The sequence below is a fragment of the Campylobacter sp. RM9334 genome (assembly GCF_020138145.1).
Lineage (GTDB): Bacteria > Campylobacterota > Campylobacteria > Campylobacterales > Campylobacteraceae > Campylobacter_E.
The window spans coordinates 1-18289 of the sequence record NZ_JACGAX010000030.1 but is presented as its reverse complement, the minus strand read 5'-3'; the positions used below and the strand labels follow the sequence as shown (position 1 = coordinate 18289).

15 protein-coding genes are annotated in these 18289 nt (G+C 29.8%); 10 read left to right on the top strand and 5 right to left on the bottom strand.

Translation table 11 applies throughout. The features are described 5' to 3' along the window. The 3 genes from lepA to AVBRAN9334_RS09540 form a co-directional block, all read right to left on the bottom strand. Positions 1–1700 (bottom strand): translation elongation factor 4 (gene lepA, locus AVBRAN9334_RS09550; protein WP_336607682.1); only part of this gene is annotated, 1700 nt, incomplete at its 3' end. Positions 1701–1784: 84 nt separating this feature from the next. Beyond that, the gene (locus tag AVBRAN9334_RS09545; RefSeq protein ID WP_214117701.1) at positions 1785–3149 is read right to left on the bottom strand and encodes an L-serine ammonia-lyase; all 1365 of its coding nucleotides are present in this window, start codon (positions 3147–3149) and stop codon (positions 1785–1787) included. Continuing rightward, the gene (locus AVBRAN9334_RS09540; RefSeq protein WP_214117700.1) at positions 3146–4354 is read right to left on the bottom strand and encodes an aromatic amino acid transport family protein; all 1209 of its coding nucleotides are present in this window, start codon (positions 4352–4354) and stop codon (positions 3146–3148) included. Before AVBRAN9334_RS09540 ends, AVBRAN9334_RS09545 begins: the two co-directional genes overlap by 4 nt. Positions 4355–4753: 399 nt before the next feature. Between AVBRAN9334_RS09540 and AVBRAN9334_RS09535 the strand changes: the two genes are divergently transcribed. Continuing rightward, positions 4754–6154 carry an alanine/glycine:cation symporter family protein gene (locus tag AVBRAN9334_RS09535; protein ID WP_336607684.1) on the top strand — a complete coding sequence of 467 codons (1401 nt, stop codon included), beginning with the start codon at positions 4754–4756 and terminating at the stop codon, positions 6152–6154. Positions 6155–6192: 38 nt separating this feature from the next. On the opposite strand, the gene traF is transcribed toward AVBRAN9334_RS09535, so the two are convergent. Continuing rightward, a complete protein-coding gene (gene traF / locus AVBRAN9334_RS09530; protein WP_336607681.1) occupies positions 6193–7911 on the bottom strand; it encodes a conjugal transfer protein TraF in 1719 nt (572 codons plus the stop codon). 150 nt (positions 7912–8061) lie between these two features. Here traF and AVBRAN9334_RS09525 point away from each other — a divergent pair, with 150 nt between their 5' ends. The 6 genes from AVBRAN9334_RS09525 to AVBRAN9334_RS09500 all read left to right on the top strand — a co-directional run bounded on the left by AVBRAN9334_RS09525 (position 8062) and on the right by AVBRAN9334_RS09500 (position 15711). Next, complete coding sequence (locus tag AVBRAN9334_RS09525) at positions 8062–9420, top strand: sodium/glutamate symporter (RefSeq protein ID WP_336607680.1); 1359 nt, start codon at positions 8062–8064, stop codon at positions 9418–9420. 2 nt (positions 9421–9422) lie between these two features. Further along, entirely contained in the window at positions 9423–10580 is a 1158-nt protein-coding gene (locus AVBRAN9334_RS09520; RefSeq protein WP_336607679.1) for a M20 metallopeptidase family protein, read from the top strand. A 155-nt stretch (positions 10581–10735) separates the two neighbouring features. Further along, positions 10736–12214: a DASS family sodium-coupled anion symporter gene (locus AVBRAN9334_RS09515; RefSeq protein ID WP_336607678.1), complete on the top strand. Its 1479-nt coding sequence runs from the start codon at positions 10736–10738 to the stop codon at positions 12212–12214. 52 nt (positions 12215–12266) lie between these two features. Beyond that, the gene (locus tag AVBRAN9334_RS09510) at positions 12267–12986 is read left to right on the top strand and encodes a fumarate reductase cytochrome b subunit (RefSeq protein WP_214117696.1); all 720 of its coding nucleotides are present in this window, start codon (positions 12267–12269) and stop codon (positions 12984–12986) included. An 18-nt stretch (positions 12987–13004) separates the two neighbouring features. After that, positions 13005–14996, top strand: coding sequence for a fumarate reductase flavoprotein subunit (locus AVBRAN9334_RS09505; protein WP_336607677.1), 1992 nt, complete (start codon positions 13005–13007; stop codon positions 14994–14996). Then, on the top strand, positions 14989–15711 hold the full coding sequence (locus tag AVBRAN9334_RS09500) for a fumarate reductase iron-sulfur subunit (RefSeq protein WP_214117694.1): 723 nt from the start codon (positions 14989–14991) through the stop codon (positions 15709–15711). Before AVBRAN9334_RS09505 ends, AVBRAN9334_RS09500 begins: the two co-directional genes overlap by 8 nt. A 51-nt stretch (positions 15712–15762) precedes the next feature. On the opposite strand, the gene AVBRAN9334_RS09495 is transcribed toward AVBRAN9334_RS09500, so the two are convergent. Continuing rightward, entirely contained in the window at positions 15763–16170 is a 408-nt protein-coding gene (locus AVBRAN9334_RS09495) for a hypothetical protein (RefSeq protein ID WP_336607676.1), read from the bottom strand. A 67-nt stretch (positions 16171–16237) separates the two neighbouring features. Between AVBRAN9334_RS09495 and AVBRAN9334_RS09490 the strand changes: the two genes are divergently transcribed. The 3 genes from AVBRAN9334_RS09490 to AVBRAN9334_RS09480 form a co-directional block, all read left to right on the top strand. Next, complete coding sequence (locus tag AVBRAN9334_RS09490) at positions 16238–17065, top strand: prephenate dehydrogenase (RefSeq protein WP_214120101.1); 828 nt, start codon at positions 16238–16240, stop codon at positions 17063–17065. A 166-nt stretch (positions 17066–17231) separates the two neighbouring features. Then, on the top strand, positions 17232–17594 hold the full coding sequence (locus AVBRAN9334_RS09485) for a hypothetical protein (protein ID WP_336607675.1): 363 nt from the start codon (positions 17232–17234) through the stop codon (positions 17592–17594). Further along, positions 17591–18289, top strand: a 699-nt coding sequence (locus AVBRAN9334_RS09480) for a cache domain-containing protein (RefSeq protein ID WP_336607683.1), incomplete at its 3' end; no start/stop codon positions are given. The genes AVBRAN9334_RS09485 and AVBRAN9334_RS09480, both read left to right, overlap by 4 nt.

Here is an 18289-nt window from a genome sequence, read left to right as displayed (position 1 = left end):
TTTTCAAGTAGCTTTCTTTTTCTAGTAATATCCCCGCCGTAGCATTTAGCAGTAACATTTTTACCCATTGATTTTACATTTTCACGAGCTATGATTTTATTGCCTATACTTGCTTGAATTGCTACTTCAAATAATTGTCTAGGCACAATATCTTTCATAGCTTTTACTAAATCTCTACCTTTGCTTAAAGCCTTTTGATTTGGTACGATAATGCTTAACGCATCAACCGCTTCTCCTGCCACTTTTATATCAAGCTTTACTAAATCTCCCACTCTATAATCACAAAATTCATAATCAAAACTAGCATATCCACGAGTAAGTGATTTTAATTTATCATAAAAGTCCATAATAATTTCATTCATAGGTATATCGTATTCAAGCAATACTCTATTTTCTGTTATATAATCCATTTTTGTTTGTATTGCACGGCGATTATTTAAAAGAGTAATTAAATTCCCTAAAAACTCGCTAGGAGTTATTATGGTAGCTTTTACATAAGGCTCTTTTATGTGGTCTATTTTATTTACAGGTGGTAAGTCGCTTGGGTTTTGGATATTTAATACGCTTCCATCGGTTAAATTAACTTCATAAGTAACACTAGGAGCGGTTGCTATTAGGTCTAGATTAAACTCACGCTCTAAGCGTTCTTTTATAACTTCCATATGTAATAAACCTAAAAAGCCAACCCTAAAGCCAAAACCTAAAGCAAGTGAAGTTTCTGGCTCGTATGAGATTGAGCTATCGTTTAGTTTTAATTTATCTAAAGCATCTCTTAAATCTTCAAATTTATCAGTTTCAATCGGATAAATCCCTGCAAATACAAAGGCTTTTGCTTTAGCAAAACCTTCAATTGGCTCTGTTGCTTTATCTTTTGCTAGGGTTATTGTATCTCCTACGCTAATTTGTGCTATGTCTTTTAATCCTAATACAACGATACCAACTTCTCCTGCTTTAATTGTATTTGTTGGCATTGGATTTAGTGGGTGTGGATAGCGTAAATCTAATACATTATGCTTTACGCCTTCGTGCATTAAATATATTTCATCGTTTTTATTAATCTCTCCGTCCCTTACTCTAACTAAAGCTAAAGCCCCTAAATAGCTATCAAACCAGCTATCATAAATTAGTGCTTTTAGCTTATTTTGATTACTTTTTGGTGCAGGAATTCTCTCACAAATTGCTTGTAATAATTCAGCAATTCCTATCCCAGCTTTTGCACTAACTTCTATTGCATTAGAACAATCAATTCCTATTATATGCTCAATTTCAGCCTTTACTTTTGCAGGATTTGCTGCTGGTAGGTCAATTTTATTAATTACAGGAATTATTTCTAAATCATGCTCAATTGCCATATAAACATTCGCAATTGTTTGTGCTTGAACGCCTTGTGAAGCATCAACTACTAATAATGCCCCTTCGCAACTTGCTAAACTTCTACTAACTTCATACGAAAAATCCACATGACCTGGGGTGTCAATAAGATTTAAAATATAATTTTCTTTATTATAAGTATAATTTAATCTAACTGATTGAGCTTTTATAGTAATTCCACGCTCTTTTTCTATATCCATAGTATCCATTACTTGCTTACTCATTTTGCGTTGCTCTATAGCATTGCAAGTTGTGATTAAACAATCTGCTAAAGTGCTTTTACCATGGTCTATATGTGCTATTATTGAAAAATTTCTTATATTTTGCATTAAAGTTCCATTATTTTGATGTGATTTTTAATATTAACAAAAAATAATAAATTACAGATTGTAAAAAGGGCATAAAGCCCTTTTTTAGCAAAATTTCTTGTAATTTGTAGCTAGACCTGCAAGGCTAGTTTCTTTATATCTTGTATCCATATCCTTGCCTGTTTCATACATAGTTTTAATAACCTCATCAAGCCCAACGCTAGGAGCACTCTCTCTATCCATAGCCATTTTAGCTGCACTTACAGCCTTTATTGCTCCGAATACATTACGCTCAATGCAAGGAATTTGAACAAGTCCTGCAACAGGATCGCAAGTTAGCCCTAAATGATGCTCCATTGCAATTTCAGCAGCAGAGCAACAATCAATCGGACTTGCCCCCATACTAAAGGCAAATGAAGCAGCTGCCATTGAAGAAGCTGAGCCAATTTCTGCTTGACAACCTGCTTCAGCTCCACTTATACTTGCGTTTTTCTTAAACAATGAACCTATCGCCATTGATACTAATAAAAAGTCTCTAATGTCCTTTTCACTCATACTTTTTACATGTTCTTTTAAATATAAAAGCACAGCAGGAACTACTGCGCAAGCTCCATTGGTTGGAGCAGTTACTACACGATTACCCGCTGCGTTTTCTTCTGAAACACTCATAGCATAAAGGCTAAAATAATCTATAAAATCCAAATCACCCTTACGATTTAAATTCTTATCATCTAAAAGCATTAATTTTTTGGCTAATGCAGGAGCTCTTCTTTTAAGCTTGATTGGTCCTGGTAGGATTAGTTCATTTGAATTAGCACCTGCTTTAAAGCTATCTTGCATTGCTTCATAAATCTCTTTGCAATAATTATTTATATATTCTTCGCTATTAAAATTAAGCTCATAAAGCATTGCAATTTCGGCTATGTTTTTATTGTATTTATTACATAACCACAAAAGCTCCGTCGCACTATCAAAAGAATAATCATAATTTTTTTCTTGATTAGTTTGATTAGTTTTACTAATCTCATCTTCACTTTTAATAAAGCCACCGCCAACTGAATAATAAGTCTTAGATTTAACACAAGTATTATTTGAAAACGCTTCAATCGTTAAAGCATTTTCGTGATAGCTTTTAAATTCTTTAGAAAAAATAATATCGCTATTTTCATCAAAATCTATTTCAAATTCATTTCCTAATAAAAGCTTTCTTTCATTTAATCTTAATAATACAACTTGTTTTTGTTCTGGGCTTATTGTTTTTACATTTAAGCCACTAAGACCTAAAACCACAGCAATATCGCTTAAATGTCCTTTACCTGTAAGTGATAAAGAGCCAAATAAAGTAACTTTTATCCTAGTAATTTCTTTTAAATTTAAACCTTTTAAAAACTCATTTCCCGCAACAAAAGGTCCAACGGTGTGCGAACTTGATGGACCAATGCCGATTTTAAAAATACTTAAGTTACTCATAAGTTCATCTTATAAATTACACTTGTAATTGTGATAATTCCCATAATAGCTACGAAATAACAAGCCGCACCATTTTTATAAACTCTTAGCTCTGGGATTTTATATATAGCATATACAGGCATTAAAAATAATATTACAGCAATAATAGGACCGCCTAAATCTTCTATAAATCCTAAAATACTAGGGTTATAGTAAGCTACTATTATCATAGTTACATACATAAATATAGTTGTAAAGGCATTATTTTTACTAACAGCTTTTCCGCTTACTTTTTTAATAAGTCCATTTAAGCCTTCTCTAGCACCAAAATAGTGCCCAAAAAAGCTAGTTAAAATTGCCAAAAATGCAACAGCAGGAGCACCATAGCTTATGATATTTCCATCAAATTTATTAGCAAAATAGCTAAGGATTGGAATATTTGCATCTCTTGCAATAGCAAACTCATTTTTATCAAGACATAAAATACAAGAAAATACAAAAAACATAACAAATACTAATAAAAGCGTAGCGTTATTAAATAATATTTGCTTTCTTTTTGCGTCCGAGTTTTCTTTATACTCATTATATGTATTTAGGCTAAAAGTTGAAATCGCAGGAGAGTGATTAAAGCTAAATACTAATACAGGTAAAGTAAGCCATATTGTGCTAATAAATTCCTTTGCACTTGGAACTTCACCTAAAACTTCTAATTTCCAATGTGGAATTAAATAAAGTGAAAATAAAAATAATATTAAGCATAATGGATACACAAGCCATTCACAAACTTTAGTAACTAAAGTTTCATTAGTAAACATTACAGCCATCATAATTGTAATTAAAACAATAGCCAAGATTAAGCGATTTGGCTCGGCTAAGCCTAATTGATTTACCATAAATGAGCTTATAGTATTTGTAATACCAACCCCATAAGCAAGACAAATAGGATAAATTGCAAAAAAGTATAAAAATGTAATCACAATTCCTACTTCTTTACCAAAATATTTATTCACAGCATCAGTAATATCTCCACCTTTAGTAGAGCCTACAAAATATGATAAGAATAAATGTGATAAATAAGTCATTGGGAAAATTAATACACACATTAAAACAATAGGCCAAAAGCCACCAGTTCCTGCACGAATAGGTAAGAATAAAATTCCAGCACCAACAGCAGTGCCAAACAATGAAAACATCCAACGATTGTCAAATTCGCTCCATTTTTTCATTATTACTCCTTAAAATAATTTAAAGCCGCTATTTTAATTATATTTATATAACTTATTATAAATTTAAATCAAACTTTTAAAATAAATGTTACAAAATGTAACAAAATATTAAAATTTATAAAAAATAATATGATTTTGATATTTATTATCTTTTATTTATTATAATGACTTCGTTTTTTTAAATTTAAAGGAGATATTATGAATTTATTACATCCAAAGAGCTTAAAAGACATTATTAAAAAGCCAGATAATCAAAAAAATCCTTTTGAAAGATTAATTATTGCTTGCGAAGATAAAAGCAGTAAGCATAAGTAATTAACCAAAAACGCTTGAATTTATATATAATGATTTTTTGAAATTTTTTATTAAGGAGAGCGTTTGCAAAGTTTATTAGAAGAAATACATTTATTTTTAGATTTAATAAATGGTTATTTATATACTTATTTTTTAGTTTTTGCACTAATTATTGTAGGTATAATTTATTCTATCAATACTCGTTTTGCTCAGTTTAGATTGATGGGTAATGTTTTAACATTATTAAAAGAAAAGCAAGACAACAAAGACCATGTTAGTAGTTTTGAAGCTTTAATGATTTCAACTGCTTCAAGGGTTGGTATTGGAAATATCGCTGGAATTAGCACTGCAGTTGTAGTTGGTGGTGCAGGTGCATTGTTTTGGATGTGGGTAATGGCATTTATAGGCGGTGCAAGTGCATTTGCTGAAAGCACATTAGCTCAAATATATAAAAGCAAAGATGAAAATGGTTTTCGTGGAGGACCTGCATATTTTATTGAAAAAGGATTAGGAAATAAATTTTTTGGTAAATTATTTTCAGTTATTTTAATTATTACTTATGCTTATGGATTTAATGGGCTTCAAAGCCATACTATGACTTCAGCATTTGAGATATATTTTCCTGATAACTTTAGTAATGCAAGTATAATTATAGGGATTATTTTAAGTGTTGTTGCTTTTGCATTATTCTTTTCAAATTCAAAATCGCTTGGAAAAGTAAGCTCAATTATTGTTCCTATAATGGCTTTTGTTTATATTTTATTAAGCATTATTGCTATGGCTATGCACTATGATTTAATACCATCTGTGTTTAAAATGATTTTTAATAGTGCTTTTGATTTTCAAGCTATTTTTGGTGGATTTGCAGGTAGTGTTATAGTAATAGGAATTAAGCGTGGATTATTTTCAAACGAAGCTGGTATGGGTTCTGCTCCAAACGCAGCTGCAGCAGCAAATACAAGCCATCCTGTAAAACAAGGAATTATTCAAAGTTTTTCAGTGTTTATTGATTTAATTATATGTTCATGCTCTGGATTTTTAGTATTGTTCTCACAAAGTTACATTAATCAATTATCAACTGGCGAAACTAAATTAAATGCTTTACCTATGGTGCAACAATCAATGATGGAATATTATGGTACTTGGGGACTTCATTTTATAACTTTTGCTGTTATTTTATTTGCTGTAACTTCATTAATCGGTAATTTTTACTATGCAGATGCAAATGTTAAAAACCTTACAAAAAACAATTTAAACGAATTAGTTTTTAAAATAAGTGCGGTTGCTATGGTATTTATTGGTTCTCAATTAGATTTAAAAGTAGCTTGGGATTTAGCAGATATTACAATGGCTGCAATGGCTTCTATAAATATCATTGCTATTTTATTATTAAGTCCTATTTTAATAAAATGCTTAAAAGATTATGATGAGCAAAAGAAAAGAGGTTTAGACCCTGTATTTAGTGCTAAAAAATTAGGTATTAAAAACGCTGAATGTTGGGATTAAGCAAGATTTGAATTAGGTTAAATCCTAATTCAAATTCTTTACCATTTATATCCAAATCCTATTCTTAAATCAAAATAATTAGGCACTTTACTTGAAACCTTGCAAATATCTTTATCGCAATTACTAGACTTTAATCCACTCGCTAAGGCTATATCAAATATATTAAAGAAATTAGCTCCCGTTGTAAGTATAGTCCCATAATCTTTTTTAATATCGTAAGCTAAGCCACCCCTTAGATTAAAATAATCATTAAATTCGTATTTAATACCACCGCCTAGCATTTGAGATTTATTGTATTTATTTGATAAAGTTGTGTTTGTAACTAAATCAGTATCAAAAGCAAAAGTAAAATCACTATATTTATATGCTAATCCAAATCTTACTTGCGGATTTAATCTCATACTACTTGAATGGAATTTGATTTTAGGATTATTTAAATTTTTAATAACCAATCCAGTAGAAAAATCATCAATACTATATAATGCTCCTATATCTATTCCAAAAGTATTTGTTGATTTTGCATTATGCAAATCATTTTTAATATTTATATCTTTAGAATTAACTCCATTCATATCTATTTTAATGCCTTTTTCTACTTGATATGCTTGAATATTCATATATTTTAAACTAGCACCTAAACTAAGCTCTCCATAAGGCATTATAAAACCATTTGCGTAGCTAATCGGCACTTCTGTTATCATTAGCATTGTTGTATTTAAAGGATTTTTTACACTATCTTGCATTGCTGAATGATTTAAATATTCTTCTTCGCTTACATTGGTTACGAATAGTTGTGAATTGCTTTTAAATAATTTTAAATAAATATATCTATCATCATCTTTTACTTTTATTATTAAACTACTTTTTTCTTTATTTAATGAAGCATAAGTATTAAGTGAAATCGTATTAAATAAGCTGACAGAAAAAGCACTTAAATCCCCTAAATTATTGTTATATTCTAAACCACTTAATATATTTAAATTAACTTCATTATCATAAACTGCATTATAAATCAATTCAATATCATTTAAGGTATTTTCATCAAGAAAGGTATCTAATTTAGTATCTCCAATATCTAACAATAAATCATCTAAATTAACATTACCATCTTTTGAATTCTTTATTACATCTAAGACATTTTTTGTATCGGTATCGCTTATTATATTTGTTAATAATTTTGTATCAACGCCATTATTATTTAATTCTTCATTTGTATTATTTGTTGAAGTTATTAGCTCGGTTTTTATTGTTGTAGATAATTCATCATTATCTTGCATTTTATTTTTTAAATCACTAATTATATTGTCTAGCTCATCTTTAGCTAAATTATCATCTAATTCATCTTTAAAAGTTTTTGCTAATAAGGCTAAATCTTCATTATCGCTATTTGTGTTTCTTAATATAAAATCATCTATAACACTACCAAAATTACCAAATTTTAAATTATTAGCTCTTGAATTGTTGTTTGGATTAAAAATATGCTTTATTTTGCTTATATTTGCTTCAATTTTTTTATTTATAGATTTATCAAGATTAGATAATTCTAAAAGATTTTTTTGATTATAATTTGCTCCAAAACTAAAATTAACCCCATTTTTAGAATAAATCAAACTAGCAGGATTATAATAAGCTGCAAAATCATTATCTTTAAGTGCAACTCCAGCATATCCCATACTCAAAGGTATATTGCCTAAACTACCAAATTCTAACGCCAAAGCACTAAAACTAAAAGCGCTAGTTAATATTATCTTTTTCATAATTTTCCTTTTAAAAATATTAAAAATTATATAGTTACTTTATTATTGTTACTTAATGTATCAAAAAAATAATTTTTAGATTATTTTATTTAATTAATTAGCTTAAAAAATATAATTTTTTATAAAATCTCTCAAAAGGAGATTGGTAAAATGACAAGCAAATTATTTGTAGAATTACTTTATAGCGTCGGCTTTATAAGTTTGTTTTTATTATTAGGTGTTTTTCTTAGAGCTAAGATTAAGTTTTTTGGTCAAACTTTTATACCTGCTTCAGTAATTGGTGGTTTTATTGTTTTAATACTTGGAAACAATGGATTTAATATATTAAAACTGCCTGATGAGTGGATGAATATTTATAAATTATTACCTGGAATATTAATTGTTCCAGTTGTAGCTTCTGTTCCACTTGGTTTAAGATTTGAAGGAAGTTTAAAATCAAGTAAAAATATTTTGCCTTTAGCATTTATTATAATAGCTATATCTATGTTTCAGTTTGCAGCTGGACTTAGCACTCAATATGTATTTACTGATAATTTTTATTCTACTTTTGGATTAGAACTTGGTATTGGCTATGTTGGTGGGCATGGAACGGCTGCAGTATTGGGAAATTTACTTCATAATTTAAATCTTGAATATTGGGAACAAGCTCAAGGTGTTGCTATTACTATGGCTACTTTTGGGCTTGTTGGCGGAATTTTATTTGGAATGGTGCTAATAAATTATGCAAGCAGAAAAAATGAAACAAAAATATTAAAAACTCCACAAGATATTCCTGTAAGTTTTAAAGTTGGTTATCATAATGATATAAACAAACAAAATAGCTTAGGTAGAGAAACCACTATGAGTTCATCAATAGATGCTTTGGCTTTTCATTTGGCTATTATTTTAGGGGTATGTGCTATTTCTTATTTTGTATTAAATACTATTAAAGAATACAAAATACCTGTATTAAGCGAAATATCAATTTGGGCTTATGCTATTATAATAATGTTTATTGTTTGGGGATTGATAATTAAACTAAAATTAAGTTTTTTAATAGATGAAAAAGTTAAATCAAAAATATCAGGCTCACTTACTGAATTTGCGGTAGTTTGTGCTATTGCTAGTTTGCCTATTAAAGCTGTATTTGAATACCTTATGCCAATACTATATATGGTTATTGTAGGTTTTGTTTTAACTACTATATTTTTATATTTTATGTGTAAGTGGCTTTTAGATGGATATTGGTTTGAGATGATGATTGCCACTTATGGCTCTTGTTGTGGTGTATTTTTAACAGGTATTTTATTGCTTAGAATATGTGATCCAGAATTTAAAAGCCCAGCAATAAGCAATTATTCTTTATCTTATACCATTTCAAGCGTTACTTATTTTGCATTGTTAAATTTCATAGTTACTACAATAGTTTTTAGCGGCCTTTTTAATGGAATGCTGCTTTCTATGGGAATTGGCTTATTAGCTACAATATTGGCAATACTATTTGCAAAAATTAAAATTAAAGGAGTGTAAAAATGAAAAATTATATAAAAAGTATTAAAAACGATGTTATAAATTACAGAAGAACAATTCATCAAAACCCAGAATTATCTTATGAAGAAAAAGAAACTTCAAATTATATAGCAAATGAATTGGATAAATTAGGAATAACTTATAAAAGACAAAGCGATAATTACGGAATTATTGCGTATTTTAATGTAGATAATGCAAGTAAAACTATTGCTTTTAGAGCTGATATGGATGCTTTACCTTTAAATGAAGAAACTAATGTTAATTATTCTTCTAAAAAATCAAAATGTATGCACGCTTGTGGGCATGATGCACACACGGCTATTTTATTAGGTTTTGCAAAAGTATTACAAGAATTTAAATCAGAATTAAAAAATAACATTATTTTAGTATTTCAACCAGCAGAAGAAGCTTCTCCTAATGGTGGAGCAAAAGCTATTATTAATAGTGGTGTTTTAGATGGTATAGATGAGATATATGGTCTTCATGTTTGGCCTGAAGCAAATGTTGGAGAAGTTATGGTAAAAAAAGGTGCTATGATGGCAAATTCTGATCATTTTTATGTAAGCATAAATGGAAAATCATCTCACGCAGCAGAACCACATAAAGGAATAGATGCTTTAAGTACAGCTTGTAATTGGGTGAGCAATATACAAACATTTATATCAAGGGGACTTGACCCATTTGACAATGCTGTATTAACTATAGGGACTTTTAATTCTGGAGTTAGATACAATGTGGTATCTGAATTAACTAAAATAGAAGGGACTTGCAGAACTTTTAGCTCTAAAACTAGAGATTATTTAGAAAATAGTTTAAAAAATAGTCTTGAAGCCTTAGATAAAGCTTACGGCACTAATAGTGTTTTAGATTATCAAAGGGGCTATCCAGCATTAATTAACAATGATGAAGCAGTTGATAAAGTAGTAAAAGCAATTATTAAAAGTGATTTAAAGGTGGTATATAAAGATAATGCTTCTACAGGAGCAGAAGATTTTGCTTTTTATTTGCAAAAATATAAAGGTGCATTTTTCTTTTTAGGGACTAAGTATTCAGGTTGTTTTCCTTTACATCATCCAAAATTTAATATAGATGAAGATATATTATTAAATGGAATTTTGGTTTTTACTAATTTAGCTTTTAATAATACAAATGATGATTAAAAATTAACCTTAAAATATTTTAAGTTTAAATTATTTTTAAATCAAAGCTTAAGAATAAATATTAATTTTTTAAAGCTAGATGATTATTTAAAAAATTAAGATTTTCTTTAGCTTTTTTGGAATATATTAATTTCAACTTAATTTTAGGAGTTAATATGAAAGGTAAGGTTCCGTTGTGGAAATTTATCGCACCAGTTGTTGCTGGTTTGCTTGTGTTTTTGCTTTCGTATTTATTTGCTGATTATTCTCAGCTTAGTATGAATGCTTGGATTTATGTTAGCATTTTTGCTGCTTTAGTTGTGGGGCTTATCTTAGAGCCTATGCCACCTGCTTTTTTAGGTATTATTGCTATAGCTTTAGCAGTATTATTTAAAGTTGGTCCTGCAAAATCAGGAGAAGTTGGTGCAAAAATTACTTCAGAAGCTGCGATTAATTGGGGTTTAACTGGATTTTCAAATTCTGTTGTGTGGCTTATTTTTGCTTCATTTATGATAGGAATTGGCTATCAAAATAGTGGTCTTGGTAAAAGAATTGCTTTAATTTTAGTAAATAAATTAGGCAAATCTACTTTAGGTTTAGGCTATGCAATTGCTATTGCTGATTTAATTTTAGCTCCATTTATTCCGAGTAATGCTGCAAGAAGTGGTGGAACTATTTATCCAATAGCTACAAGTATTCCTGCTATGTATGATAGCTCTCCTGATAAAGAACCAAGAAAAATAGGTGCTTACATAGCGTGGGTAAGTCTTGCTACTACTTGTATTTCAAGTTCAATATTTTTAACAGGTCAAGCACCAAACCCACTAGCTTTAGAGATATTATCAAAATCAGGCATTGCTGTAGTTGATTGGATGGGTTGGTTTTTATGCTTTTTACCTATTGGTATTATTTTGTTTTTAATCACTCCTTTATTAACTTATTATATCTATCCACCAGAAGTTAAAGGCTCTAGTAAAATTAGTGCTTGGGCTAAAGAAGAATTGGTAAAACTTGGTTCAATTAAATTAAAAGAATTATTAATGTTAAGCATTTCAATTCTTGCTCTAATTTTATGGATAGGTTCAAAGACTTTTGGAGTTAGTGCTACTACAACTGCTTTAATTGTAATTATTCTAATGATAGTTACTAATATTATTACTTGGAATGATTTTTTAGCTAATAAACCAGCGTGGAATGTTCTTACTTGGTTTGCTACTTTAGTAACAATGGCAGGTGGATTAAAAAATGTTAGATTTTTAGAATTCTTATCAAAATATACTGATAGTTTATTAAGTGGTATTAGTCCTACTTTAGCAGTATTTATATTATTACTTGTATTTTGTTTATTAAGATATTTCTTTGCTTCTGGGACTGCATATGTTACTGCAGTTGTTGGAGTGTTTGCAATTATTGCAAGTAAAATTGCTGGTTATGATGCGTCTTTTATTATGATGTTTTTACTAGCTCCAATGGGTATGATAAGTGTTTTAACGCCTTATGGGACAGGACATAGCCCAATTTGGTTTGCGAGTGGTTATATTAAAGGTGCAGAATTTTGGAAATTAGGTGCTATTTTTGGAGCTATTTATTTACTAATTTACACACTTATTGCGTATCCGTGGTTTAAATTCATTATTCCACATATTTTTTCGTAGGTCGTTTGTTAAACATTAGTAAAATGAGAAAAATTTAAGAAAAGGAGTTAAAGTGTCTAGTAAAATTGAAAATTTTTTAGGCAAAAGAGTTGATGGCACTAAATCACGCTTACCTGCTAAGCTTGATTTTTATCAAAGTGCTACTGGTTTAATTCTAGGGCTTTTTATGTGGGGACATATGCTTTTTGTTTCTACCGTTTTAATCAGTCCTGAATTTTTTGAAGCTACGGCTAAGTTTTTTGAGGGTTCGGCTATTTTTGATACACCAAAACCTGCTTTAGTATCTTGTATGGTGCTTATTATTTTTATTATTTTCTTTATTCACGCTGCTCTTGGTATGAGAAAATTACCAATTACTTATCGCCAATGGCAAATCGCAAGAGAGCATTCAAAACTAATAAAACACGAAGATACAACGCTTTGGGTTATTCAAGCCTGTACAGGTTTTGTTATGTTTTTCTTCGCTTCAATGCACCTTGCAATGATGTTTTTTAATCCTGAAACTATTAGATTTTTAGGTGCAGTTGAAAGAATTGTAAATCATAATATGTGGGCGTTTTATTTAATTTTATTATTCGCTGTTGAGCTTCATGGTGGTATTGGTCTTTATAGACTTTGCGTTAAATGGGGTTGGTTTGATGGAAATGATGTGCATACTGCAAGAGCTAGAAGAAAAACTCTTAAAAAATTAAAATGGGTTATTAGTATTTTCTTTATAGTTTTAGGACTTGCTAATTTAGCAGTATTTATAAAAGCTGGTATTAGCTTATAACAAACAGAAAGGCTTAAAATGAAAGTAGAATTTAGTGATGCTTTAATAGTTGGTGGTGGTTTAGCAGGACTTAGAAGTGCTGTTGAAGTTGCTAAAAGTGGTCAATCAGTTACGCTTTTAAGTATTTGTCCTGTTAAGCGTTCTCACTCAGCTGCGGTTCAAGGTGGTATGCAAGCAAGTCTTGCTAATGGTAATAAAGGCGAAGGAGATAATGAAGATTTACACTTTGCTGACACCGTAAAAGGAAGCGATTGGGGATGCGATCAAGAAGTAGCAAGAATGTTTGCTCAAACTGCACCTAAGGCTGTTCGTGAGTTAGCTAGTTGGGGTGTGCCTTGGACTAGGATTACAAAAGGTCCTAGAAATGTTGTTATAAACGCACAAAAAGTAACAATAGAAGAAAAAGAAGAAGCACACGGACTTATAAATGCAAGAGATTTTGGTGGGACTAAAAAATGGAGAACTTGCTATATTGCTGATGCTACAGGACATTGTATGATTTTTGGGGTTGCAAACGAAGCAATCAAACATAATGTAAAAATCATAGATAGAATGGAAGCTCTTAGAATTATTCACAAAGATGGAATTTGTTTAGGTGTAATTGCAAGAAGCTTAATTGATGGTAGTTTAACTGCATTTGTATCAAAAGGCACAATGATAGCAACAGGTGGATATGGTAGAGTTTATAAACAAACTACAAACGCAGTTATTTGTGAAGGAACAGGTGCAGCAATGGCACTTGAGACAGGATTATGCTCTTTATCAAATATGGAAGCGGTTCAATTTCACCCAACTCCAATTGTTCCAAGTGGGATACTTTTAACTGAAGGTTGCCGTGGTGATGGTGGTATTTTAAGAGATGTTGATGGATATCGCTTTATGCCTGATTATGAGCCTGAGAAAAAAGAATTAGCAAGTCGTGATGTTGTAAGTCGCCGTATGATGGAGCATATTAGAAAAGGAAAGGGTGTTAAAAGTCCTTATGGAGAGCATTTATGGCTTGATATTTCAATTTTAGGTCGTGCTCATGTTGAAAAAAACTTAAGAGATGTTCAAGATATTTGTAAGACATTTAATGGAATTGACCCTGCTGATGAAGGTCCAAAAGGTTGGGCGCCGGTTCTTCCTATGCAACACTATTCAATGGGTGGAATTAGAACTAAGCCAAATGGAGAAACTCCAAAGATGAAAGGTCTTTTTGCAGCAGGTGAAGCAGCTTGCTGGGATATGCACGGATTTAATAGACTTGGTGGAAATAGCTGTGCTGAAACCGTTGTTGCAGGTATGATTGTAGGAGATTATTTTTCTGAGTATTGTAAAAATAATACAATAGTAGCTGATATGCAAGTGGTTCAAAAATTCTTAAATGATGAAGCAAATTATTTAAAAGAAATAGCAAATCGTGAAGGTAAATATAATATTTTTGAAATCAAAAACGAAATGAAAGATATTATGTGGGAGCATGTTGCTATTTTTAGAACAGGCGAAGGATTAGAATACGCAGTAAAACGCCTTGAAGAATTATTAATAGAGAGCAAAAAAGTAGCTATTAAAGATAAAGAATTAAATTGCTCAAATCCAGAGCTAGAAGAAGCTTATAGAGTTCCAAGAATGTTAAAAGTTGCTTTATGTGTTGCTCGTGGTGCGCTTCTTAGAACTGAAAGCCGTGGGGCTCATTATAGAGAAGATTATCCAAAAAGAGATGATTTAAATTGGATGAAAAGAACTATGACTTATTGGGATGAAGGCTCAACTTTACCTAGAGTTGAATATGAAGACCTTGATATTATGAAAATGGAAATGCCACCAGCATTCCGTGGTTATGGTGCAAAAGGAAATATAATTGAAAATCCTTTAAGTGAAGTTCGTCAAAAACAAGTAGATGAAATTACAGAAAAATTACAAGCAGAAGGTAAAAGTAGAGCAGAAATCCAAGACGCACTTATGCCTTATGAATTACAAGCTAGATTTAAAGCAGCTAATCAAAGAATAGGGGTTGATTATGAGTAGGAAACTAACAATAAGGGTATTTAAATATAATCCACATAGTAAAATTAGCAAGCCACATTTTGCTACTTATACATTAGATGAAACTAGTGGTATGACTATTTTTATAGTTTTAAATCAAATTAGAGAAAAATTTGATGCAAGTTTGAGTTTTGATTTCGTTTGTCGTGCAGGAATTTGTGGCTCATGTGCAATGATGATTAATGGAAAACCAAAATTAGGTTGCAAAACTCTTACTAAAGATTATCCTGATGGAGTAATTGAGCTTATGCCTTTACCTGCGTTTAAACATATTAAAGATTTAAGCGTTAATACAGGTGAATGGATGGAAGGTATGTGTAAAAGGGTAGAAAGTTGGATACATACTGACAAAGTTACTGATATTTCTAAGATTGAAGAAAGAGTTGAGCCAGCAGTTGCTGAAGAAACATTTGAGCTTGATAGATGTATTGAATGTGGTATTTGTATAGCTTCTTGTGCGACTAAAGTTATGAGACCTAATTTCATAGGTGCTGCAGGACTTATGAGAGCTGCAAGATACGAGCAAGACCCACACGATAATAGAACTTTAGATGATTTTTATGAATTAGTTGGTGATGATGATGGAATTTTTGCTTGTATGAGCTTACTTGCTTGTGAAGATAATTGCCCTAAACAATTACCACTACAAACAAAAATCGCTTATCTAAGACGCAAATTAGCTACAAATAAAGGTTAAAAATATTAAGAATTTGAAATAAGATTTTATTTCAAATTCTTTTTTCACTACTCATAAAATACTTAATAATTTTGCAAATAAAACTATCAAAAAACATATTATCAAAGCTAAAATATGAGCTTGCTTTACCAAAAAATGTTCTTTATTGTTTTTAAATCTCACTATATAAATACTAATAAAAGTTATAAAAAGCATTAAAATTACTAGAGCTATTTTGATAAAAAACATAATTTTATTTATATTTGCAAAATTAGTATATTCATTATATGCTAGATAAATTCCGCTAAGAATTAATACAACAAAGCTAAGTGCATATAAAATACCTGAACTTTTAAAATAAGCCTTTTTTAGCTCATTAGCTTGTTTTAACCCATAGCATAAAATCGCATCAACAAATACATAACCTATAAAAATAATTGCTGAAAATAAGTGCAAAAAAATCACAATAAAATCAACCATTTAAACTCCTTTTTTTAGAAAAATATTATATTATTTTGCATATATAAATCTTAATTAAGGATAAGTTATGAAAGCAGTTGTAATTGGATTAGGATTAATTGGTGGCTCATTGGCTTTAAATTTGATGAAAAACAAATTTATTAGTGGAGTTTATGGAATTGATTTAAATAAAGAACACGAAAAAGAAGCTTTAAAGCTTAATTTAGTTCATGAAATTATAACTTTTGATGAGATTAAAACTTGTGATTTGATTTTCTTATGTGTTCCTGTTGGGGCTATTATTGAAATTATCAAACAATTAAAAGATATTCCAAAAACTACTACAATTATAGAATTTGGTAGCACAAAAGAAAGTATTCAAAACGCAATAAGCGATGATTTAAAAGAGCAATTTATACTAGCTCATCCAATGGCAGGAACAGAGCATAATGGTCCTAGTGCTGCTAAGATTGATTTATTTAAAAACGCTGTTTGTGTATTGTGCAATACCGAAAATACGAGCGTATTTCATCAACATAGAACCATAGAATTATTAAGCAATATTGGAATGAGAATTACTTTTATGAATGCAAGTTCGCACGATCATCATAGTGCCATCATATCTCATCTACCGCATGTAATTAGCTTTTCTTTAGCAAATTATGTGTTAGATTGCGAAGATAAGAAAAACATTTTACACCTAGCAGGTGGTTCTTTTGCTGATATGAGTAGGATTGCAAAGAGTAGCCCTGCAATGTGGGAAAGTATTTTTAAAGAAAATAAAACAAATGTTTTAAATGCTCTTGATGGCTTTATAAATGAACTAAATGAGTTTAAGCAAATGATAAATAACGATGAATATCAAAAGCTAAACGAATGGCTTAAGAATGCTAATAAATTAAAAGAGATTTTATAATTTCATTGATTTCAATTAATATATTTTTAATTGAAATCATAATTTTTCTTATTATTCCTTAAACGCTTAAACCATTGCTACATAGATATTTAAAAATTTTTTTACTATTAAATATTATTCAATTCTTTAATTGTAACATTAACGCAATTTTTTAAAAAGGAGTATTATGAAATTAACAAACAAAATTCCAGCATTAATTGCTATCCCACTTGTAGTTTGCTTTATTGTATTGTGTATAGTGAATTATTCTAGTTCAAAAACTGATTCATTATCATTTACTGATAAAGCTAAAGAAAACGGCTTAAATGCCACTATGCTTTATGTAGATTCTTATTTTAATTCAAGAATAAATTTTATAGAGCAATTCTCACCAATTTTAGCAAATTCAATTAGTGAAGATAATCAAGATGAGAATATCTTTAAAATTCTTAAAAATTATTTAGGAATTTCAAATTTCTCTGCTTTATTTATTGGTATGGCTGATAGTGGCAAGTTTTATTATATTAGCTCTATAACGAGCCTTATATAGTAAAAGACCAAGATGCAAGAAGTAGGGGTTGGTATAAAGATGCTATTAGTGCCAATAGGGCTTTATTAGGTAAAGAAGTTTATCCTGATGAGAGATTAAAAGAAAAAGTTATGACAATTTCAGCACCTATTATTAAAAATGGCAAAATCATTGGAGTAATTGGTGGAGATATGGCATTTAAAGATTTAAAAAATCAAATTTTAACTTTACATTTTTCTAAGACCAACACAATATTTGCTTATGATGATAAATTAGAATTTGTAATGCACCCAAATGAAGAATTTGAATTAAAGCAAGATGATGTTATAAAAATGATTGAAAATAATCTAAAAGATGGCATTTCAGTTCGCTATACCTTTAAAGGTGATGAAAAAACTGCAGTATGTATTAATTCAAATACAACAGGCTGGAAATTCTGTAGCACCAATTTAACTAGCGATATAGACGATACTTTAAATTCTTTATTAAAACAAAATATAACATTATTTTTCGCTTCTTTAGTGATTATTTTATTATGCTTATTCTTCTTAATCAAATTCTCACTTCGCCCACTTGAAATCATTCAAAAAGGTCTAAAAGAAGTATTCGCACTAATAAATCACGAAAGAAAAACAGCAAGCAAGATTGATTTAAATTCTAAAGATGAGTTCGGAGCTATGGCTAAAGCTATTAATGAAAACATTGAAAGAACAATC